The sequence below is a fragment of the Nocardioides sp. genome, assembly GCF_964228225.1.
Taxonomy (GTDB): Bacteria; Actinomycetota; Actinomycetes; order Propionibacteriales; family Nocardioidaceae; genus Nocardioides.
The window spans coordinates 20,057-39,430 of the sequence record NZ_CAXQZB010000081.1 but is presented as its reverse complement, the minus strand read 5'-3'; the positions used below and the strand labels follow the sequence as shown (position 1 = coordinate 39,430).

The 19,374-nt window shown below is 72.9% G+C and carries 18 protein-coding genes; 11 read left to right on the top strand and 7 right to left on the bottom strand.

Translation table 11 applies throughout. The annotated features are described in order from the left end of the window. Nucleotide 1: 1 nt before the first annotated feature. Nucleotides 2-862, bottom strand: coding sequence for a protein-glutamate O-methyltransferase CheR (locus ACERUJ_RS19060; RefSeq protein ID WP_370250526.1), 861 nt, complete (start codon nt 860-862; stop codon nt 2-4). Nucleotides 863-1,047: 185 nt separating this feature from the next. Here ACERUJ_RS19060 and ACERUJ_RS19055 point away from each other — a divergent pair, with 185 nt between their 5' ends. Then, on the top strand, nt 1,048-2,106 hold the full coding sequence (locus ACERUJ_RS19055; RefSeq protein ID WP_370250525.1) for a chemotaxis response regulator protein-glutamate methylesterase: 1,059 nt from the start codon (nt 1,048-1,050) through the stop codon (nt 2,104-2,106). A gap of 634 nt (nt 2,107-2,740) precedes the next feature. On the opposite strand, the gene ACERUJ_RS19050 is transcribed toward ACERUJ_RS19055, so the two are convergent. The 5 genes from ACERUJ_RS19050 to ACERUJ_RS19030 all read right to left on the bottom strand — a co-directional run bounded on the left by ACERUJ_RS19050 (nt 2,741) and on the right by ACERUJ_RS19030 (nt 7,547). Next, nucleotides 2,741-3,193 carry a hypothetical protein gene (locus ACERUJ_RS19050; protein WP_370250524.1) on the bottom strand — a complete coding sequence of 151 codons (453 nt, stop codon included), beginning with the start codon at nt 3,191-3,193 and terminating at the stop codon, nt 2,741-2,743. Nucleotides 3,194-3,221: 28 nt separating this feature from the next. Further along, on the bottom strand, nt 3,222-3,614 hold the full coding sequence (gene fliS, locus ACERUJ_RS19045) for a flagellar export chaperone FliS (RefSeq protein ID WP_370250523.1): 393 nt from the start codon (nt 3,612-3,614) through the stop codon (nt 3,222-3,224). A gap of 107 nt (nt 3,615-3,721) precedes the next feature. Continuing rightward, nucleotides 3,722-5,053 carry a flagellar filament capping protein FliD gene (fliD, locus tag ACERUJ_RS19040; protein WP_370250522.1) on the bottom strand — a complete coding sequence of 444 codons (1,332 nt, stop codon included), beginning with the start codon at nt 5,051-5,053 and terminating at the stop codon, nt 3,722-3,724. Between the two features lie 94 nt (nt 5,054-5,147). Next, nucleotides 5,148-6,272 carry a flagellin gene (locus ACERUJ_RS19035; RefSeq protein ID WP_370250521.1) on the bottom strand — a complete coding sequence of 375 codons (1,125 nt, stop codon included), beginning with the start codon at nt 6,270-6,272 and terminating at the stop codon, nt 5,148-5,150. Between the two features lie 369 nt (nt 6,273-6,641). Then, nucleotides 6,642-7,547 (bottom strand): sigma-70 family RNA polymerase sigma factor, encoded by a 906-nt coding sequence (locus tag ACERUJ_RS19030; RefSeq protein ID WP_370250520.1) that lies wholly within the window; start codon nt 7,545-7,547, stop codon nt 6,642-6,644. A gap of 524 nt (nt 7,548-8,071) precedes the next feature. Between ACERUJ_RS19030 and ACERUJ_RS19025 the strand changes: the two genes are divergently transcribed. The 9 genes from ACERUJ_RS19025 to ACERUJ_RS18985 all read left to right on the top strand — a co-directional run bounded on the left by ACERUJ_RS19025 (nt 8,072) and on the right by ACERUJ_RS18985 (nt 17,764). Continuing rightward, a complete protein-coding gene (locus ACERUJ_RS19025) occupies nt 8,072-8,551 on the top strand; it encodes a flagellar protein FlgN (RefSeq protein ID WP_370250519.1) in 480 nt (159 codons plus the stop codon). Between the two features lie 4 nt (nt 8,552-8,555). Next, nucleotides 8,556-9,953 (top strand): flagellar hook-associated protein FlgK, encoded by a 1,398-nt coding sequence (flgK, locus tag ACERUJ_RS19020; protein ID WP_370250518.1) that lies wholly within the window; start codon nt 8,556-8,558, stop codon nt 9,951-9,953. After that, on the top strand, nt 9,953-10,843 hold the full coding sequence (flgL, locus tag ACERUJ_RS19015) for a flagellar hook-associated protein FlgL (RefSeq protein ID WP_370250516.1): 891 nt from the start codon (nt 9,953-9,955) through the stop codon (nt 10,841-10,843). The genes flgK and flgL overlap by 1 nt, the downstream gene beginning before the upstream one ends. Before the next feature lie 50 nt (nt 10,844-10,893). Further along, the gene (gene fliW, locus ACERUJ_RS19010) at nt 10,894-11,295 is read left to right on the top strand and encodes a flagellar assembly protein FliW (RefSeq protein WP_370250515.1); all 402 of its coding nucleotides are present in this window, start codon (nt 10,894-10,896) and stop codon (nt 11,293-11,295) included. Nucleotides 11,296-11,338: 43 nt separating this feature from the next. Beyond that, nucleotides 11,339-11,578, top strand: coding sequence for a carbon storage regulator CsrA (gene csrA, locus ACERUJ_RS19005; RefSeq protein WP_370250514.1), 240 nt, complete (start codon nt 11,339-11,341; stop codon nt 11,576-11,578). Between the two features lie 246 nt (nt 11,579-11,824). Beyond that, entirely contained in the window at nt 11,825-14,236 is a 2,412-nt protein-coding gene (locus ACERUJ_RS19000) for a chemotaxis protein CheA (protein WP_370250513.1), read from the top strand. After that, complete coding sequence (locus ACERUJ_RS18995; protein WP_370250511.1) at nt 14,233-14,751, top strand: chemotaxis protein CheW; 519 nt, start codon at nt 14,233-14,235, stop codon at nt 14,749-14,751. The genes ACERUJ_RS19000 and ACERUJ_RS18995 overlap by 4 nt, the downstream gene beginning before the upstream one ends. After that, nucleotides 14,748-17,024, top strand: coding sequence for a methyl-accepting chemotaxis protein (locus ACERUJ_RS18990; RefSeq protein WP_370250510.1), 2,277 nt, complete (start codon nt 14,748-14,750; stop codon nt 17,022-17,024). Before ACERUJ_RS18995 ends, ACERUJ_RS18990 begins: the two co-directional genes overlap by 4 nt. A gap of 248 nt (nt 17,025-17,272) precedes the next feature. Next, nucleotides 17,273-17,764, top strand: coding sequence for a hypothetical protein (locus ACERUJ_RS18985; protein ID WP_370250509.1), 492 nt, complete (start codon nt 17,273-17,275; stop codon nt 17,762-17,764). Nucleotides 17,765-17,788: 24 nt separating this feature from the next. On the opposite strand, the gene ACERUJ_RS18980 is transcribed toward ACERUJ_RS18985, so the two are convergent. Further along, entirely contained in the window at nt 17,789-18,544 is a 756-nt protein-coding gene (locus ACERUJ_RS18980; protein ID WP_370250508.1) for a TetR/AcrR family transcriptional regulator, read from the bottom strand. A gap of 266 nt (nt 18,545-18,810) precedes the next feature. Here ACERUJ_RS18980 and ACERUJ_RS18975 point away from each other — a divergent pair, with 266 nt between their 5' ends. After that, nucleotides 18,811-19,368, top strand: a complete 558-nt coding sequence (locus tag ACERUJ_RS18975; protein ID WP_370250507.1) for a hypothetical protein — start codon at nt 18,811-18,813, stop codon at nt 19,366-19,368. Nucleotides 19,369-19,374 lie beyond the last annotated feature (6 nt).

Genomic DNA, 19,374 nt, shown 5'->3' with positions numbered 1-19,374 from the left:
GTCAGGCTCCTGTGGGCGTGAGGGTGGTGGATGTTCGGGGGGAGACCGCGGCGCCGAGCCGCGGCCGGTGCACCCAGGCACGACCCGCGGGCTCCCGCACCCACGCGTCGTCGAGGTCGAGGGTGGTCTCGGTGGCGCCGAGCATGAGGAAGCCGTCGTTGGCGACCCGGGCCCGGAACCGGCGCAGGATGTCGCGCTTGGTGTCGAGGTCGAAGTAGATGAGCACGTTGCGCACCAGGATGAAGTCGTACTGGAGGGAGCCGGGGAACGGCGCCGCCAGGTTGACCTTCTCCGTGGTGATCATCGCCCGCAGCGCGGGGTCGACCTCCCACTCGGTGCCCACCTTGGTGAAGTAGCGCACCAGCCGGTTGGCCGGCATCCCGCGGTTCATCTCCACCTGGGAGTAGCGGCCCGTACGGACGCGCTCCAACATGCTGGGGGAGACGTCGGTGGCGTGGATCCTGGCCGTCCAGCCCGCCGGCAGCTGCTCGTGCAGCAGCATCGCGATGCTGTAGGCCTCCTGTCCGCTCGAACACGCGGCCGACCAGATGTCCAGGTGCCGCCGATCCGCCCGGGCTCCCAGCAGGGAGGGGAGGATGACGTCACTGAAGGCCTGGTAGGGCGCGAGGTCGCGGAACCACGACGTCTCATTGATGGTGAGCGCGTCGACCGCGGCGGCCCGCTCGGCGGCGTCATGACGCAGCCGCTCGTTGACGTAGGTGTCGACGTCGGCGCACCCCGCCGCCCGTGCGAGAGGAAGCAGCCGTGCCTCGACCAGGTACTCCTTACCCGGTTCGCAGAGCATGGCCGTCTCCCGACGCAGGACGTCGGCGACGTAACCGAAGCTGGTGGGACTGATCACGAGGGGTACATCGGTCAGGGCCGGCCGGAGGTGAGGAGAACGCCGCCGCGCCGGTCCGATCGGCCGGTCCCGGCGATGGTCTTGTCGCCCTCCTGCGGGTGTCGTGCAGGCGCCTTGCCGGACGGCGTGCCGGTCGCGGTGTCCACTCCGCTCAGGAGCGCGCCCGCGGAGCCGATGGTCAGGTCGTGTACCGCGTCCTCGTCGTCGATGACTCCGCCCTGCTGCGCAGGCTGATCAGCACGGCCCTCGATCGAGATCCCGAGATCGAGGTCGTCGGCACGGCCCACGACGGCCTCGACGCGATCGAGGCCGTCGACCGGCTGCGGCCCGACGTCGTGACCCTCGACGTCGAGATGCCGCGCCTGGACGGCATCGGCGCGGCGGAGGAGATCCACCGCCGTCACCCGCGGCTGCCGATCATCATGTTCAGCACCCTCACCGAGCGCGGCGCCACCGCCACGCTGGCGGCGCTGTCGAAGGGGGCGAGCGACTACGTCGCCAAGCCGACGGGTGTCAGCGACCCCGCGCAGGCGATGGAGAAGGTGCGCGCCGACCTCGTGCCGCGGGTCAAGGCGCTGGCGGGTGCCCGCCGCGTCGTGACCACCCCGCGCGTGGCCGCGCCGCCGAGCACGCCGCGCCCGGCCGGCATCGTGCCGCGCCTGCTCGTGATCGCCTGCTCCACCGGCGGCCCCGACGCGCTGCAGCACGTCCTCGGCGGTCTGCCCGAGGACTTCGGCCTGCCGGTCCTGGTGGCCCAGCACATGCCGCCGGTCTTCACCCACCAGCTGGCCGAGCGGCTGGACCGCAAGTGCCGGCTCTCGGTGCACGAGGCCACCGACGGCGAGGAGCTGGTCGCCGGACGCGTCCTCATCGCCCCCGGCGACTGGCACCTGCGGGTGCAGAACCGCGTGGGCCGGATGCGGGCCGTGCTCGACCAGGGCCCGCGCGAGAACTTCTGCCGCCCCGCCGCCGACCCGCTCCTCGGCTCCGCCGCGGCCACCTTCGGCGCCAGCACCCTGTGCCTGGTCCTCACCGGCATGGGCCAGGACGGCCTGATCGGCGCCCGTGCCGTCGTCGAGGCCGGCGGCACGGTGCTCGTCCAGGACGAGGCGACCTCGGTGGTCTGGGGCATGCCCGGCGCCGTCGCCTCCGCCGGCCTCGCCCACGAGGTCCTGCCCCTCGACCAGATCCCCCTGCGCCTGGTCCGCCTGGCCCGACCCGCCCTCTCCGCCGCTCGCGACTGAGGGCGTCCGGGAAGACGGTGACCACCGCAGGCCGGTGGTCGACGGTGCCTCCTGCCCTGGTTGCTCGTCGTGCCGAAAGGCGCTGGCGACGAGAGGCCCCCGGGTGACCCTTGCCTCCGGTCGGTGCGCGTCGGGGGCCGTGGGGCACGGCACGGTCGTCGAGGAGCGAGCCCTGGCGAGCGTCACGAGACGCCCGCACCCGACAGACCACCTCGGGCCGGTGCCGTCTGCCGGCTCACCGCGTCTCGTGACGGCGCCGGGGCGCCTCCTCGACGAACGTGGGGGGTCCTGGTCCGGCAGCCGCTACCTCCGCGACCCTCCCGGCACCACCCCACTCGACTGACCCGAACTGCCCCAGCAGCACCGACAGGCGACACCCACGCGGGTGCCGCCCCGTCGTGCTGGCCGAGCTCGGGATCGCACCAGGCATCCGGCAGGCATTCCGGCCGGAATCACCTGCGGTTCGCTTGTGACGTGCCACCACGGCGACCCCGGACACACCGACGCCCCCCACGTGGAGGGCGTGGGGGGCGTGGGGGAGGCATCCGGCACCGGTGGGGTGGAGACGTCCGGGAGGTGTCTCGACCCGGTGGGTGACGGAGCCCGTCCCCGGGCATGTGCCGCCAGCTCCTCCTCAGAGCGGCAGGTCCACGTACACCGGCGTGGCGACGCGCTCGGTCGCGCGACTCACGGCGGTGGTGAGCACCTGCTGCTGGGCCGTACGTCCCAGCTGGCGGGCCATCTCCGCGAGGCACTCCACCTGGCGCGCCAGGAGGTCGCGGGCCCGAGGTACGACGGGAGCGGGCAGCGGTCCGAGATCGTGGCGGGGCTGCCAGGTGTCGGTGCGGACCGGCGTCCCGGAGGCCAGCGCGTGCTCGGCACGCAGGACGTCGAGCTCGAGCCGGTCCAGCTCGATCTCCCACTCGACGATGGTGTCGCGCCCGGAGACGGAGTCCCAGCGGGACGCGCGGCTCGGGGTGCCGATGTCGTGGCCGATGCCGGTCTGCGCGGCCCCCGGGACCTCGGGGACCGGCGAGACCGCACCCACGCCCTCGAGGGGCGCGGTGGGCCGGCGGGCGGTGTCCATGACGAACGCCGGGTGGCCGGTGGCCGGCTCAGGCGACCCGGGCGGAGGCTTCGGCGGCCTCACGCCACGTGAGGCACAGGTCGGTGATGATCGCCAGGCTCTTCTCACACAGCGCGGCGTCCTTGGTGACGTTGGCGCGCACCAGGCTCAGGTGCAGGAAGTCGTAGATCGCCGCGAGCGTCGGGGCGCCCTCCCAGCTGTCCACCCGCAGGGTCGAGCGCAGCTCCACGACGATGTCCTGGGCGTGCACGAGGTGGCGGTTGGTCTGGTCGTAGGCGCCGGCGCGGAGCGCGTCGAGCGCCCGCTGCACGTCGAGCACCAGCCGCTCGCACAGCATGACGAGCAGCTGGGCGGGACCGGCGGTCGTGACCGCGGCGTTGAGGTAGGCGTTGCGGGGGTCGTTGAACGGCGAGGTGTTCATCGGTGGGTGCCTTCCTTGGCGGGGTGGGTTGACCCGGCGACGGGCGTCCTGCTCGGGGCCGGGGTGGAGCACGCGGGGCGGGGCCGGAGGGACGCGACGGTCATCGGTCAGCCCCCGCTCGAGAGCGAGCCCAGCTGGCCGGCGAGCCAGTTGGACTGCGACTGCATCTGGTTCATGGCCGTCTCCAGGGCCGTGAACTGCTTCTCCAGGGCCGTGCGGCGCAGGGCGAGCCGGTCGTCCCAGGCGTCGATGGAGCTCTGCATCGTCGTGATGTTGGACCGGCGCCCGGTGAGCGCGGCGGTCAGTGTGCCCGAGATCGGGTCGCTGCCGGACTTCGCGACGTCCCCGACGCGTGCGGCGAAGCCGTCGGCGGTGCTGGTGAAGCGGGCGGCGACGCCGGTGGGGTCGGCCGCGTACTTCTCGGCGAACTTGGTGGCGTCGAAGTCCAGGGTGCCCTGGCGGTTGACCGTGATGCCGAGGTCGGCGAGCGAGGCGCCGGTGTCGTCGTACACCGACTGCAGCAGGTCGTTGCGCAGGGAGCGCGCCACGGCCTCGCCCATGAGCGGGCCGGCCTTCTTGGTCGAGGAGTCGTACTTGCTCTGGTCGTCGATGCTGGTCAGCACGCCGTTGAGGCCGTCGACGAGGTCCTTCACCGCTGCGCTCACCTTGGCGCTGTCGCGGGTCAGGCTCAGCCGCGAGGTGGTACCGACCGTGGTGCTGTCGGCCAGGGTCACGGTCACCCCCGGCAGCAGGTCGGTGAAGGTGTTCGTGGTCGAGGTGGCGGTGATGCCGGTGCCCAGGTCGAGCCGCGCGTCGGCGCCGGCGACCACGGTGGCACCGCCCAGCAGGGCACCGCCCGCCTCGGTGGTGAGGGTGAAGTCCTGCGCGGCGCCCGTCGCGGCGCTGGTGACCAGCAGCTTGTAGGAGCCGTCGGCGACCTTCACCGTGCTGGCCTGCAGGCCGGTGGCGTTGGCCGGGTTGTTGATCGCGGCGACCAGGCTCGACAGCTTCCCGTCGCCGGTCTCGAGGGTCACCGGGGTGCCGTCGAAGCGGTCCAGGACGACCTTGGTGCTCGCCCCGGTGACGACGTCGGTGAGGGCGTGCGCCTCGCCGAACCCGAGCTGGTGGGCCCGGGCGACGCTGGTGACGGTCACGTTCAACGACGTCGGCGAGGCGGTGCTGCCGGCGGTCACGCTCACCCCGGTGCCCGACGACGTCGCCGTGACGGGCGTCCAGGCTGCCGGCTTGGCCAGCGCCTCGGCCTTGCTGCGCAGCGTGGCGACCTTGGTGTTGAGGGTCTGCAGCGTCGTGACGATCGACTGCTCGCTGCTCACCCGCGACTTCAGGCGGGTCTGGGGGGCGGCCTCCAGCTGCATCAGCTGGTTCACGATGGTGGCCGTGTCCAGTCCGCTGGACAGTCCGCTGATCATGCTGCTCATCGTCGCCTCCTCTCACGCGGTGGCTCGGGCAGGTGGGTCGGGGTGCGGGTCGGGGGCGTGACCGAGCGGTCACGCCCCCGAACCGGAGTGAGGATCAGCCGCGCAGGAGCGAGAGGACGCCCTGCGGGGCGGAGTTGGCCTGGGCCAACATCGCGGTGCCGGCCTGCGACAGGATCTGCGAGCGGGTGAAGCTCATCATCTCCTGCGCCATGTCGGTGTCGCGGATCCGGCTCTCGGAGGCCGACAGGTTCTCGACGGCCACGTTGAGGTTGTTGATGGTGTGCTCGAACCGGTTCTGCACGGCACCGAGGTTCGCCCGGGCGGTGGAGATGTTCTTGATCTGCGCGTCGATGGCGTCGATCGCGGTCCGGGAGTTGGCGGCGGTGTTGAACGAGATGCCACCCGCGACGGCGGCGCCGCCGGTGAGGCCGGTACCGGGAGCGGTGGTGGCCACGGCGGTGTTGTCGTTCGCGGTCACGACGAGCTGGTTGCTGTCGTTGACCGCCGCGCGGAAGCCGCTGGAGAAACCGGTGTTGCCGTTCAGGGCGTCGGCGACGTCCTGGGTGGTGGTGTAGGTGCCGGCCGCGCCGAGGGTGACGGAGGCGGAGGCACCGCCGGCGGCGGTGAAGCTCATCGCACCGGTGACGGCCGTCGGGGTCAGCACGTCGAAGGAGGTGCCGCCGCCGCTGGTGAGCGCCGTGGCGACCGCCGAGACGTCCGCGGAGTCGAAGTTGAACGAGATGACGTCGTTGGAGCTGTTCGAGCCCGCGCCCACCTGGAAGTTCAGGGTGTTGGCGGAGCCGTCCAGCAGCTTCTGACCGTTGAAGTTCGTCGAGCCGGCGATGCGGGACAGCTCGGAGTTCAGCTGGGTGACCTCCTGGCCGATCGCGTTGCGGGCGTCGGTGCTGTTGGTGTCGTTACCGGCCTGCACCGCGAGGTCGCGCATGCGCTGCAGGATCGAGTGCACCTCGGTGAGCGCGCCCTCCGCCGTCTGCATGACCGAGATGCCGTCCTGCGCGTTGCGGGCGGCGACCTTGAGGCCCCCGACCTGGCTGCGCAGGCCCTCGGAGATGGCCAGACCGGCGGCGTCGTCAGCGGCACGGTTGATGCGGTAACCGCTGGACAGCTTCTCCAGCGACTTCGACATCTGCCCCTGGGTGACGGACAGGTTGCGGTACGAGTTGAACGCGTCGGTGTTGGTGTTGATGCGAAGACCCATGATGATCCCCTCCTGGTGTAGGTCCTGACGGAGCCCGTCCGTGGGCTCAGGAGGGTGATCGGCCCGGGGCGAGGAGGGCTGAGAGGTTTCCAGCAATTTTCTGGCCAGCAGCCACGCGGCCGTCCACCCCGACTCCCACGCCTGCTGCGTGGTGGCGTCGAACCCGGGCAGCGACGTCCCTCCCTGCGTCCCTCCCTGGGTCCCTCCGTGCGTCCCGGCCCGCGGCGCGCCGGTGCGCCGCGGCGGGGTGTCGCCGGCGGCGGGGGAAACACCGATGCCCACCGGAGAGGGTCCGGTGGGCATCGACGGCCGGGGGGCCGTTCGTGGGATCGTCGGCTCGCTCAGGAGGCACCGCCGGGGTCCAGGGGGTTATCCCGTGGTCCCGAGACGCGGACGGCGGACGGCGGCGACGGCGGGCCGGCTCTGGCGCAGCTGCGAGGCGTGCCGGTCGGCGACGGCCTGGAAGTAGGCCTGGCGGCGGCGCGCGGCGCAGCCGTCGGGGCGCTCGGGCGCGACCACCATGTCGGGGTCCAGCGCGGTGTTCATCGCATCGCGCAGCAGCACCAGCGCCTCGGCGCGGATCTGGGAGACCCGCGACTCGGTGACGCCCAGGGTGGCGGCGATCTCGGCCATCGGCCGCTCGGCGAGGAAGTACTCCTGCACGACGACGCGCATCCGCTCGGGCAGCTCGGCGATCGCGTCCACGAGGTAGTCCAGGCGCTCCCGGCCGATGAGGCTGTCCTCGGGGGTGGCGATCGGGCTGACCAGGGTCTCCTCGTAGCCGCGCTCGCTGTCGGCCTGCAGGGAGAGCACGTTGGCGCGGATCAGGTCGCCCTCGGTGTTCTCGACCTCGGTGACCGACAGGCCGGCGGCGGCCGCCACCTCGGCGGCGGTGGGCACGCGGCCCAGCTGGGCGGCGAGCTGGTTGCGGGCGGCGTCGATGTCGCGGCTGCGACGGCGCACCGAGCGCGAGGCCCAGTCGACGCCGCGCAGCTCGTCCACGAGGGCGCCGCGGATGCGGGTCATGGCGTAGCGGCCGAACGGCACCCCGCGCTCGGGGTCGAAGGCGCGCGCCGCCTTGACGAGCGCGGTGAGGCCGGCCGAGTGCAGGTCGTCGCGGCTCACGTGGGCCGGGACGCTGCTCATGGTCTCCCGCACGGCGTGCGAGACCAGGCCCAGGTGCTGGGTGATCAGGTCGTCGAGATCGATCGGCGCGGCGGGGACGCTCGAGGCGTGCGCGGCGGTGCCGGTCGTGTCGGCGTAGTCGATGCTCATGTGCCCTCCCTCAAAGGCCGCCACCGATCCCTCCTCCGGTGGCGCGCCCGCGGCCCTCCCATGGCCGCAGGCGTGGATCGACGCGCGTCGGCAGGGCGGAACGAGGGGTGCGAGGAGCACGGACCTCGGGCCGTCACGCCGGGGGCGTCGTCCCGTCCAGGCGGCCCTCCCTGACCTGCCTGGCACTTCCCGGGTCCGAGCCTCCCGGTGGTTGAAGTCTGCAGCGACGTTTGGGCAACACGCGAGGAAAACCGTGAAATGGCCCACAGGTGGGACCGATCGTCGGGACGGCTAGTCACAACTGACCACCCCCGACCTCGGGTTCGAGTGGCCTGGCTCACAGGACCTGGGTCCCGTCGGCGCACGGGTGTCGGACTGGACCTGGGTCCATTCCGGAATCGCAGGTCGGTGGGTCTCTGTGACGCCGGAAGAGCCGTTCTCCTCAGGTGCCGGTCGGGGCGTCCGATCCTCTTCGGTGACCCCGCGGAATCGCCGTCGGGTCGTGTGGAGGAGAGGTCACGGGCATGGAGAAGCTCTCACTCGTTCTCTGGCAGGAGCGGGAGCTGCTGGAGACGCTGCTGTTCCGGCTGGAGGTCGAGCAGCTGGTCCTCGCCCACGGCCGCACGGGCTGGCTGATGCGCGCCGCCCGCGAGGTCGAGGCGGTCCTGGAGACCCTGCGCGAGGTCGAGGTGCTGCGCTCGGTCGCGGCCGCCGAGGCCTGTGAGGGGCTCGGCCTGCCGGCCGACACCCCGCTGCGCGAGGTCGCGACCCGCAGTGCCGAGCCCTGGCGGACCACCCTCATGGACCACCACGAGGCCTTCACGACGATCACCCGCCAGGTGATCGACATGGCCGACGCGAACCGTCACCTCATCACCTCCGGCTACCGCTCGGCGCGCGAGACCCTGCTCAGCCTCGCCGAGCAGGCCCCGGAGAGCTACAGCCCCGACGGCAGCGCGGTCGCCGCCACCCCGGGGGCCCGACTCGTCGACCGGAGCCTGTGACGCCATGACCGGATCCTTCAGCTCGCTCAACACCGCGCTCACCGCGCTGCGCTACCACCGCGTCACCCTCGACGTCGCCTCCAACAACGTCGCGAACGCGGCCACCGAGGGCTACACCCGGCGCCGTGCCGTCGGGGAGTCGCTGGGGGCCGGCGCGGTGCCGGCGCTGTGGTCGCGCTACCCCGACGGCCTCGACGCCGTCGGCGGCGGGGTGGGCGTCAAGGGCGTCGACCGGCTCGCGGACGGCCTGCTCGACGCCCGCTCGCGCAGCGAGAACGGACGCTCCTCCTGCCTCCAGCTGCGCTCCACCGTGCTGCAGCGGGTGGAGTCCGGCCTCGGCGAGCCCGGCACGACCGGCGTCGCCGCCGCCCTCGCCTCCTTCCGCACCAGCTGGCACGACCTGGCGAACACCCCCGAGTCGGGTGCCGCCCGCGGCCAGGTCCTGGCCCGTGCCGAGGCGCTCGTGGACGCCGTGCACGCCCAGGCCGCCGCGATCGACGAGGAGTCGGCCACCCAGCGGGTCTCGCTGCTGTCCTCGGTCACCGAGGTGACCACGCGCGCCGGCGAGCTGGCCGCCACCAACCGCGCCATCTCCGCCGCCGCGCTCGACGGCGTCGACGCCAGCGACCTGCTCGACCAGCGCGACCAGATCGCGATGCGGCTGGCCCAGCTCACCGGCGGCAAGGCGGTGACCCGCCCCGACGGCGGCTTCGACTTCAACGTCGGCAGCGTCGCGCTGGTCTCCGGCGTCCAGGCCGGCACGCTCTCGGTCGCCACCGGCGTCACCGCCTCCGGTGCGGCCGACGGCAACCCGGTCTCGCTCACGGTCACCCTCGGGGCCACCACCACGACCACCGGGGCCCTGGGCGGCGAGATCGGCGCGACCACCGAGCTGCTCGACACCACGCTGCCGGGCTACGCCAGTGGCCTCGCGAGCGTCGTGGAGGGCCTGGCCACCCAGGTCAACGGCCTGCACACCGCCGGCTACGACGCCACGGGCGCGACCGGGCAGGCCTTCTTCACCTTCACCGCCGGCGACGCGGCCCGCACGCTGAGCGTCAACCTCACCTCGCCGACCCAGGTGGCGGCCGCCGCCACCCCGGGCGGCGTCATCGACGGCACGCAGGCCGACCGGCTCGCCGCCACCGGCGCCGCCGAGGACGCCTACACCTCGCTGGTCACCGGTTTCGGCACCACCGTCGCCTCCGCCCAGCGGCTGTCCAGCACCCAGGACCTGCTGACGAAGCAGGTCGACTCGGCCCGGGAGCAGCTCTCCGGGGTCAACATCGACGAGGAGATGGTGACGATGCTCGCCGCCCAGCGCGCCTACGAGGCCGCGGCCCGCGTGATGACCGTGGTCGACTCGGTCCTCGACACCCTGATCAACCGGACGGCCCGCTGATGACCACCGTGCGCGTCACCCAGAACATGATCACGAACCGCTCGCTGTCGGCGATGCAGGCCGCCCAGGCCCGGTTGGCGGTCAGCCAGGAGCAGCTCTCCACCGGGCGGGTCGTCAACCGGCCCTCCGACAGCCCGACGGCGGCGTCGGTCGCGATGCGGTTCCGCTCCGCGGCCAGCCAGCAGGAGTCCTACGTCCGCAACGCCGACAACGCGATGTCCTGGCTGGGCACGATCGACACCACGCTCTCGGGCATGTCGGCCGGGGTGCGCCGCGCCCGCGAGCTCGGCCTCCAGGGCGCCAGCACCGGCACGACGAGCCCCGCGGCCCGCGCCGCGCTCGCGGCCGAGGTCGACCAGCTCAAGGAGAGCCTGGTCTCCCAGGCCAACGCCACCTTCCTCGGCCGGCCGGTGCTCGGCGGGCTCACGCCCGGCGCCACCGCCTTCGACGCCACCGGCGCCTACGTCGGCGTGCCCGGCCAGGTCTCGCGCACCGTCGCCGACGGCGTGAAGGTGCGGGTGGACGTCACCGGCACCGACGTCGTGGGCCCCAACGGGTCCTCGCTGTTCGACGACCTCGAGACGCTGTCCACCGCGCTCGCCGCCGGTGACGACACCACGATCCGCAGCACCCTGGCGAGCCTGGAGACCCGGTTGACCACCATCAACACGGTGCAGGCCGACGTCGGCGCGCGCTACAACCGCGTGGAGGCGGCGTCGCAGACCGCCAAGGACTCGATCATCACCCTGCAGACCCGGCTCTCGGAGGTGGAGGAGGCCGACCTGCCCGCCACCGCCGTCAAGCTGCAGATGCAGGAGGTCGCCTACCAGGCCGCGCTGGCCGCGACCTCGCGGGTCATGCAGCCGAGCCTCTTGCAGTTTCTGCGATGATCGCCACGCAGACCCGCGCGGACGCCGGGAGTCCCACGACAAGGAGCAGCATGTCCGAGACCGCTGTGCTCGACATCCCCGTCATCGACATCGTGCACCCGCTGCCCGGATTCCCCGAGGCCCGACGCTTCGCGCTCGTCCAGCTCGACGACGCCGGCGTGCTGTGTGCGCTCCGCTCGCTCGACGACCCCGACCTGCGGTTCCTGGTGGTCCCGCCCCAGCACTTCTTCCCCGACTACACCCCGGAGGTCTCCGACGACGTCGTCGCCGAGCTCGGGATCGACTCGGAGCACGAGGTGCTGCTGCTGGTCATCCTCACCGCCGGGGCCACCCTGACCGACACCACCGCCAACCTGTTGGCGCCCGTGGTCGTCAACACCCGCACCCGCGAGGCGGCCCAGGTGATCCTCGACGACGCCACGTTCCCGGTCGCCGCGCCGCTGCTCGGCTGAGCACCCGCGCCCACCACCTCCCCGAGATCGGTACCGTGATCCCATGCTCGTCCTGAGTCGCCGCGTCGGCGAGAGTCTGCAGATCGGCGACGACGTGGTGGTGACGGTGCTGGAGGTGCGCGGCGACGTCGTCCGCCTCGGCATCGCCGCCCCCCGCTCGGTGGCGGTCAACCGGTCCGAGCTCCTCATCCAGCTCGAGAGCTCCAACCAGGCCGCCGCCTCGCCCTCGGAGCAGGCCGTCGCCGCCCTCGCCGCGCAACTGCGCGAGCGCCCCACGCCCTGATCGGGGCCCGTCCCGGGCCGTCCACCCGCGCCCACCCGCGTCCGCCGTCGGCGGTCGCGGGTGCTGTCGTGCGCCCGGGGACCAGGGTGGCGCAGGATCTCCGCAAGCCGGCGACAAGGCCCGCGTCGCGGGGCCGACACCGGCCCTGAACTGCGTCGATTCCCCTCAGGTCGCCGGGCGGCGCGCCGAACCTCCCCGTGACACCGGCACGGTCCACCGTGCCGCACGAGCCGGAGGGAGGACAGGGTGAACGAGGACGCCGAGATCGTCGCCGAGTTCCTCGTGGAGAGCCACGAGAACCTGGACCAGCTCGACCGCGACCTGGTCGAGCTGGAGCAGAGCCCGGGGTCCCGCGAACTGCTGTCCAGCATCTTCCGGGCGATCCACACCATCAAGGGCACCAGCGGCTTCCTGGCCTTCGGCCGGCTGGAGCGGCTCACCCACCACGGCGAGAACCTGCTGTCGCGACTACGCGACCAGAAGATGACGATGACCACCGAGGTCGCCGAGGTCCTGCTGCTGATGGTGGACACCGTGCGCGGCCTGCTGGACGCGATCGAGCGGGACGGCAACGACGCCGACCCCGCCGTCGCCGTGGAGTCCGTCGTCGAGCGGCTCGAGGCCGTGCTGGAGGGCCGCCCCGCGCCGGCCTCCGCGCCCGCCGCCGAGCCCGTCGCCGCGCCCGTCGCCGAGGCGCCTCCCGTCGAGGCCCCGGTCGCCGAGCCGGTCGTCGCGCCGGTGGTCGCGGCCCCCGTCGCCGTCGAGGCGACCCCCGAACCGGCCTTGGAGCAGGTCGAGCAGGCCGTCGGGGGGACGACCGAGGAGGTGGAGGCGACGTCCGTCGTCGCTCCGCCCGTCCCCCCGGCGGAGGCTGTTCCCGCTGCCACGGCCCCTGTCCCGGTGCCCGCCCCTGCGCCCGCCCCGGTGCCGGTCCCGGTGTCCGCCCCCGCAGCGGTGCACGAGGAGCCCGAGCACGGCGAGGACGAGAGCGGTCCGCGACGCGTCGTCGACGCCTCGGTGCGGGTCGACGTCGACCTGCTCGACGGCCTGGTGCAGCTGGTCGGGGAGCTCGTGCTCACCCGCAACCAGATCCTGCAGCGCACCGACGTCACCCACGCCGGCGGCGCCGACCCCGACCTCGTGCGCGCCGCGCAGCGCCTGGACATCGTGGCCAGCGAGCTGCAGGAGAACGTCATGCGCACCCGCATGCAGCCCATCGGGCAGGTGTGGGCCAAGATGCCGCGGATGGTGCGCGACCTCGCCCACCAGCTGGGGCGCGAGGTCAACCTCGAGCTCGAGGGTCACGAGACCGAGCTCGACCGCACCCTGCTGGAGGCGCTCAAGGGTCCCCTGACCCACCTGGTGCGCAACTCCCTCGACCACGGCCTCGAGCCGCCGGCCGACCGCGTGGCGGCCGGCAAGCCCGCCGCCGGACGGCTCCACCTGCGCGCCTTCCACGAGTCCGGCCAGGTCGTCATCGAGATCACCGACGACGGCCGGGGCATCGACCCCGACCGCATCGGGGCCGCGGCCGTGAGCCGCGGCGTGGTCAGCCGCGACGCGCTGACCCGCATGGAACCGCGCCAGATCCTCGACCTCATCTTCCGTCCCGGCTTCTCCACCGCCGAGCAGATCACCAACGTCTCGGGCCGCGGCGTCGGCATGGACGTGGTGCGCACCAGCATCGAGCGCATCGGCGGCACCGTCGACCTGCTCAGCAGCGTCGGCCTCGGCACGACCGTGCGCGTGCGCATCCCGCTGACGCTGGCGATCATCCCCGCCCTCGTGGTGGGGGAGCGCGGCGACCGCTACGCCATCCCGCAGGCCAACCTCGTCGAGCTCGTGCGGCTCGAGGGGCGCGACCTCGAGGGGCAGGTCGAGGTGCTGGCCGACGCGCCGGTGCTGCGCCTGCGCGGCCGGCTGCTGCCGCTGGTGTCCCTCGGTGACGTGCTCGGGCTCGAGCGCGTCGAGCACGACCACCTCACCGTGGTCGTGGTGCAGGCCGACGACGTGCACTTCGGGCTGTGCGTGGAGGAGGTCCACGACACCCAGGAGATCGTGGTCAAGCCGATCGGCCGGCAGCTGAAGTCGCTGCCGATGTACGCCGGCGCCACGATCATGGGCGACGGCCGGGTCTCGCTGATCCTCGACGTCGCCGGCATCGCCCGGTGCCGCTCGCTCGAGGCCGCCCAGGACCAGCACGACGACGTCCGCACCGGCCACGTCGACTCCAGCGCGCTGCTGGTGCTCGAGGTCGCGCAGGGGCGTCGGGCCGCGCTGCCGCTCACCGCCGTCTCGCGACTGGAGGAGTTCCCCATGGACCGGATCGAGCGCTCGGGCGGGGTGGAGGTCGTGCAGTACCGCGACGGCATCCTGCCCCTGGTCCGCCTCGCCCCCGCGATCGGGCTGCCGTCCTCACCCACCACCGAGGACCTGCTCTCGGTCGTGGTGCACGAGGACGGCGACCACCGGGTCGGCATCGTCATCGACCGCGTGCTCGACGTGGTGGACGAGACCGTCGTCGCCTCCGAGGTGGGCCGGCGCCCCGGCGTCCTCGGCTCGGCGGTGGTGCAGGACAAGGTCACCGACCTGGTCGACCTCGACGCCGTCGTGCGCCCGATGCTGGCCGGAGCGGCCTCGATGGCGGGTGCCCGATGACCACGACGCCCACCGCCCCCGCCCGGCCCGACGCCATCGACGCCGGCCAGCCCTCGCTCGCCGCGCAGTACTGCACCTTCTGGGTGGACGGGCTGCACCTCGGCCTCGGCGTCGAGCACGTGCAGGAGGTCCTGCGCTACCAGCAGCTCACCCGCGTGCCGAACGCGCAGAGCACCGTGCGCGGCCTGATCAACCTGCGCGGCCAGATCGTCACCGCGCTCGACCTGCGCTCCCGGCTGGGGCTGCCGCCCCGCGACGCCGACGCGCTGCCCATGAACGTCGTGGTCCGCAGCCGCGGCGAGGTCGCCGCCCTGCTGGTCGACGACATCGGCGACGTCATGGACACCGCCGGCCACCGTCTCCAGCCCACCCCCGCCAACCTGCCCCCCACCGTGCAGGAGGTCGTGCTCGGCGTCGTGCCGCTGTCCGACTCCATCCTGCTCATCCTCGACGCCGACCGTGCGGTCGACGTGCCCCACGCCCCTGACACCCACGCCATCGGAGGAAAGCCGTGACCGAGCTCCAGACCCGCGCCAGCCAGAACGGCGCCAGCCACGAGGGGACCGGAACCGACCTCACGCGGCTGCGCTCGGTGCTCGACAGCCTGCCGACCCGGGTGATGCTGGCCGACAAGGACCTGGTGATCACCTACGCCAACCCGGCCACCATCGAGGGCCTGCGCGCCCTGGCGGACTGGATCCCGGTGTCGCCCGACGCCCTGGTGGGCTCCAGCCTCGACATCTTCCACAAGGACCCGAGCTACCAGCGCGGGCTGCTGGCCGACCCCGAGCGGTACCTGCCCCGGCAGGCGATGATCTCGGTCGGTCCGGAGACCCTCGACCTCACCGTCGCCGCGATCTACGACGACGAGGGCGTCTACGTGGGCGCGATGGCCACCTGGGACCTGGTGACCGAGAAGCTGGCGCTGGAGCAGGCCGTGGCCCGCACCACCTCGATGATGGAGCAGAGCCCGACGAACATGATGTTCGCCGACCGCGACTTCGTCATCACCTACATGAACCCCGCCTCGCTGGAGACGCTGCGCGGCCTGCAGGAGTTCCTGCCGGTGCCGGTGGACCGGATCGTCGGCTCCAGCCTCGACATCTTCCACAAGAACCCGGCCTACCAGCGCGGACTGCTCTCGGACGAGTCGATGCTGCCGCGGCGCGCCAACATCTCGGTCGGCCCGGAGACCCTGGACCTGCTCGTCTCGCCGATCCGCGACAAGGACGGCCGCTACGTCGGGGCGATGGCCACCTGGGAGGTCATCACCGAGAAGCTGCGGCTGGAGAGCGACCGCGCCAACGCGATGTCGGACGCCGCCGCGCTGGAGAAGACCACCATGCAGGTGCTGCTGGCCGGCTCGGGCATGACCTCGGAGGAGGTCATCCAGTCCACGCTGCACGCCGTGCGCCAGGAGTTCGGCTGGGCCTACGGCTCCTACTGGGCCATCGACCCCACGGACGGCCTGCTGCACTTCCACTCCGAGTCCGGCGACGCCGGCCCCGAGTTCCGGGCGGTCACCCTCTCGGCCACGTTCGCCGAGGGCGTGGGCCTCTCGGGTCGCGCCTGGGCCGCCCGCGACCTCTTCTTCACCCCCGACATCGGGGAGATGACCGACTGCGTGCGGGCCCCCGTGGCCCAGCGGGTCGGGGTCAAGGCCGGGCTCTGCTTCCCGATCATCGTGGATGAGAAGGTCATGGGGACGATGGACTTCTTCATGATGGAGTCGATCACGCCCTCCCAGGGCCGGCTCGACGCGCTGCGCAACGTGGGCCGGGTGGTCTCGCAGGCGCTGACCAAGATCGAGGTCGCCCGCCGGGAGCGGGAGGAGATCGTGCGCTCGGCCCAGCGGGTCGAGACGGTGCTCGAGGTGGTCCGCGCGGCCGCCGAGGGCGACCTGACCCGGCACGTCGTCGTCGACGGTGAGGACGCCATCGGCCAGCTGGCCGGAGGCCTCGACACCCTGATCTCGGCGCTGCGCGAGTCGATGCAGAAGATCGGCGGCACCGCCGAGGCGCTCGGCGTCGCCGCGGAGCAGCTGACGATCCTGGCCCAGGGCATGGGCGACGGCGCCGCGCTGACCTCCGACCGGGCAGCCAGCGCCACGACCAGCTCCAGCGAGGTCTCGGCCAGCATCCAGACCGTCGCCTCGGCGGCGGAGGAGATGACCGCCAGCATCCGCGAGATCGCCCAGAACGCCACCGAGGCGGCCACGGTCGCCACCGGTGCGGTCTCGGTGGCGGGCCAGGCCCAGGACACCGTCGCGAGCCTGGGTGAGTCCTCGGCCGAGATCGGGCAGGTCATCAAGGTGATCACGTCCATCGCGCAGCAGACCAACCTGCTCGCCCTCAACGCCACCATCGAGGCGGCCCGTGCCGGCGACGCCGGCAAGGGCTTCGCGGTGGTCGCCAACGAGGTCAAGGAGCTGGCCAAGGAGACCGCGCGGGCCACCGAGGACATCGGTCAGAAGATCGAGGCCATCCAGGGCGACACCCGCGGCGCGGTCTCGGCGATCAGCGAGATCACCGAGGTCATCGGGCGGATCAACGACATCCAGACCACGATCGCCTCCGCGGTGGAGGAGCAGACCGCCACCACCAACGAGATCGCCCGCAGCGTCACCGAGGCCGCCGGCGGCGCCAATGGCATCGCCGACGACATCACCCAGGTGTCCACCGCGGCCGACGACACCCGGCAGGGGGCCCACAACACCCTGCAGTCGGCCACCGAGCTGTCCTCGATGGCCGAGGAGCTCAAGGCGCTGGTGTCGCGGTTCACCGTGTGAGGCCGGCGGGTCGACCCCGCACCCGAGAACGCCCGTGGGGCGTCGGTCGTCGACCGGCGCCCCACGGGCTCGTCCGCGTCGAGGACCCGTCGGGGACCCGTCGAGGACCCGTTGAGAAACCGTTGAGAATCCGTCGACCGGGCGTGACCCCGCGGACCCCGGCTCGTTGATCCTGATGACGGGGAGGGCCTGTCGGCACCACGGATCCCACGACCGGGACCGGGTGCGATACGGAAGGGGAGCGAGCCATGGGATACCCGACCTTCGGGGAGTACGGACCGGACGCGGGTCGCTCGACGCTGGCGGTCCTCCCGGCCGCCGCGGCCACCGGGCCCACCGGAACCGTGCCGCTGCTGCCCGTGCCCGACGTCGCGCCGGTGCCGGTGGGCGCCGGTCACGTCGCGGTGCGCCACGACACCGCCGCGCTGCGGATCCCGCTCGTGCCCGGCGACGACGTCGTGCTGGTGCACGAGGGTCCGGCCGGCCGGGAGTACCGCGCCGGCGTCGTCACCCGGCTGTGGCTGCTCGACGCCGACGCCGCGGCCGGCACCGCGGCCGGGTGGGCCTACGAGGTCGCGCCGGGGGCGCTGCTGCCCCCCGCCGACGCCGGTCAGCGCCTCGAGGACCCGGCCTGGCGTGCGCGCCCGGTCTCGCGCGACGGCGCGCGCCAGGGCGAGTCGATCCAGAGCCTGCTCTGCCTGCTCGCGGAGCTGCGGGGCGCTCCGCTCGCCACCTCCTGAGGGCCCCTCAGGCCTCGGCGTCCCTCAGGTGTCGTCGCTCGCGCCGTCGGTCCCGTCGTCCGGGTCCGCCGGGACGGCCTCGATGCGCAGGGCGTCGGGGAGGGTCTCGGAGGTGCCGATGAGCAGCTGGAAGCCCGAGAACATGAACCCGACCGCCGCCTCCACCCGCCGGGCCTCGAGCTCGGGGTCCTCGGCGCTGGACACGGTCTCGCCGGCCGAGGACATCGCCCCGAAGAAGATCCGGCCGAAGGTCAGGCGCATCTGCTCGTCCAGCGACCAGTCGCCGGCGTCGAGCACGGCGTCGATGATCTCCACCACGTGCGCGAAGGTCGAGCGGCCCTCCTGCTCCCGGAAGCGCTCGTAGCCCAGCACGGCGGGGCCGTCCTGGATGACCACCCGCCGGTAGGACGGCTCGCGCACGACCTCGAGGAACGCCCGCACGCCGCCGAGGGCCTTGTCCCAGGGGTCGCGCCGCTTCTTCAGCGCCTTCGCGATGCGCTGGGCGGCCTCGGTCTCGATGCGCTCGAAGACCGCCTCGAACAGCGCCTGCTTGCCCGAGTAGTGGTGGTAGAGCGCGCCCTTGGTGACCGCCGCGGCGGCGACGATCTGGTCCAGGGAGGTGCCGGCGTAGCCGTGCTCGGTGAACAGCGCGGTGGCGGCGTCGAGCAGCGAGCGCTTGGTGGAGGCGGAGTACGACGCCCGACGGGTGGCGGCGGCCACGCCGCTCACGGTGGGCACCTTGGGCACCTTCGGCACCAGCTTCCCGACCGACTTCGCCATACCCCCCAGCCTAGGTCGGGGGTGTGACGCGGGCCTCACCCGGGGCCCGCGTGTTCACCTGCGGGACGCCCGTGCGACGCGGCGTCGTCACCGGGGGCGTGAGGCTGCTCACTCGCCGCGGCAGGTGCTCTGACCTGCGAAGACTCCGTCCGGCCGCGGCGTGGGGGAGGTCACGTGGCCCGGTGGGACAGATCACGTGCCGCGGAGGTTGTGGGGCCGCGATCCGGTTCCATACTGGGAGTACGTACCCGCGGTATGTGGGAACGATGATCAGTGAGGAGCTGACCATGACCTGGAAGTCCTTCCACAACCGAGGCGAGACCCTGCGTTCGGTGATCGATGCTGCCAACAGCCGGCGCGACGGCCGGCTGCCCCTCGATGTTCCGGGTGTCGAGGAGACCTTCGCCGACGAGCTGGAGCTGCTCGCGGCCCTGCAGCTGAAGTGGCACACCCGCCTCGCCGGCCAGATCGAGCGGGTCCAGATGGACCAGCCGATGGACCTGCCCGCCTCGGTCGTGCGCGCCTGGGGCCTGACCTGCGACGAGATGCCCGGCGTGCGTGCCGTGCTCGACCACTACCGCGAGCACCCGCTGGACGCCGCGATGGCCGAGGCGATGCGCAAGGCCACGCTCAAGGAGCACGCGATGCTGGCCGTGATGGCCGGCCGTGCCGGCGTCCTGCAGGAGGACGTCGCGGCCCCGATCGGCGCCCGCCTCGAGCGCGAGGCGCGGGTCGGCCACGGCGGTCCGGCCGCCGTGCCGCTCCCCGCCGAGGAGATCCGCCCGACCCTGCTCGAGCGGCTGCGTCAGGCGCTCGCCGCCTGAGCCCCG

Excerpts from the sequence above, each read along its gene's own strand:
- ACERUJ_RS19030 (WP_370250520.1), bottom strand. The coding sequence starts at position 7,547 with ATGAGCATCGACTACGCCGACACGACCGGCACCGCCGCGCACGCCTCG.
- ACERUJ_RS18980 (WP_370250508.1), bottom strand. The coding sequence starts at position 18,544 with ATGGCGAAGTCGGTCGGGAAGCTGGTGCCGAAGGTGCCCAAGGTGCCC.
- csrA (WP_370250514.1), top strand. The coding sequence starts at position 11,339 with ATGCTCGTCCTGAGTCGCCGCGTCGGCGAGAGTCTGCAGATCGGCGAC.
- ACERUJ_RS19025 (WP_370250519.1), top strand. The coding sequence starts at position 8,072 with ATGGAGAAGCTCTCACTCGTTCTCTGGCAGGAGCGGGAGCTGCTGGAG.
- ACERUJ_RS18975 (WP_370250507.1), top strand. The coding sequence starts at position 18,811 with ATGATCAGTGAGGAGCTGACCATGACCTGGAAGTCCTTCCACAACCGA.
- fliW (WP_370250515.1), top strand. The coding sequence starts at position 10,894 with ATGTCCGAGACCGCTGTGCTCGACATCCCCGTCATCGACATCGTGCAC.
- fliD (WP_370250522.1), bottom strand. The coding sequence starts at position 5,053 with ATGAGCAGCATGATCAGCGGACTGTCCAGCGGACTGGACACGGCCACC.
- flgK (WP_370250518.1), top strand. The coding sequence starts at position 8,556 with ATGACCGGATCCTTCAGCTCGCTCAACACCGCGCTCACCGCGCTGCGC.
- fliS (WP_370250523.1), bottom strand. The coding sequence starts at position 3,614 with ATGAACACCTCGCCGTTCAACGACCCCCGCAACGCCTACCTCAACGCC.
- ACERUJ_RS18995 (WP_370250511.1), top strand. The coding sequence starts at position 14,233 with ATGACCACGACGCCCACCGCCCCCGCCCGGCCCGACGCCATCGACGCC.
- ACERUJ_RS19050 (WP_370250524.1), bottom strand. The coding sequence starts at position 3,193 with ATGGACACCGCCCGCCGGCCCACCGCGCCCCTCGAGGGCGTGGGTGCG.
- flgL (WP_370250516.1), top strand. The coding sequence starts at position 9,953 with ATGACCACCGTGCGCGTCACCCAGAACATGATCACGAACCGCTCGCTG.
- ACERUJ_RS18985 (WP_370250509.1), top strand. The coding sequence starts at position 17,273 with ATGGGATACCCGACCTTCGGGGAGTACGGACCGGACGCGGGTCGCTCG.
- ACERUJ_RS19035 (WP_370250521.1), bottom strand. The coding sequence starts at position 6,272 with ATGGGTCTTCGCATCAACACCAACACCGACGCGTTCAACTCGTACCGC.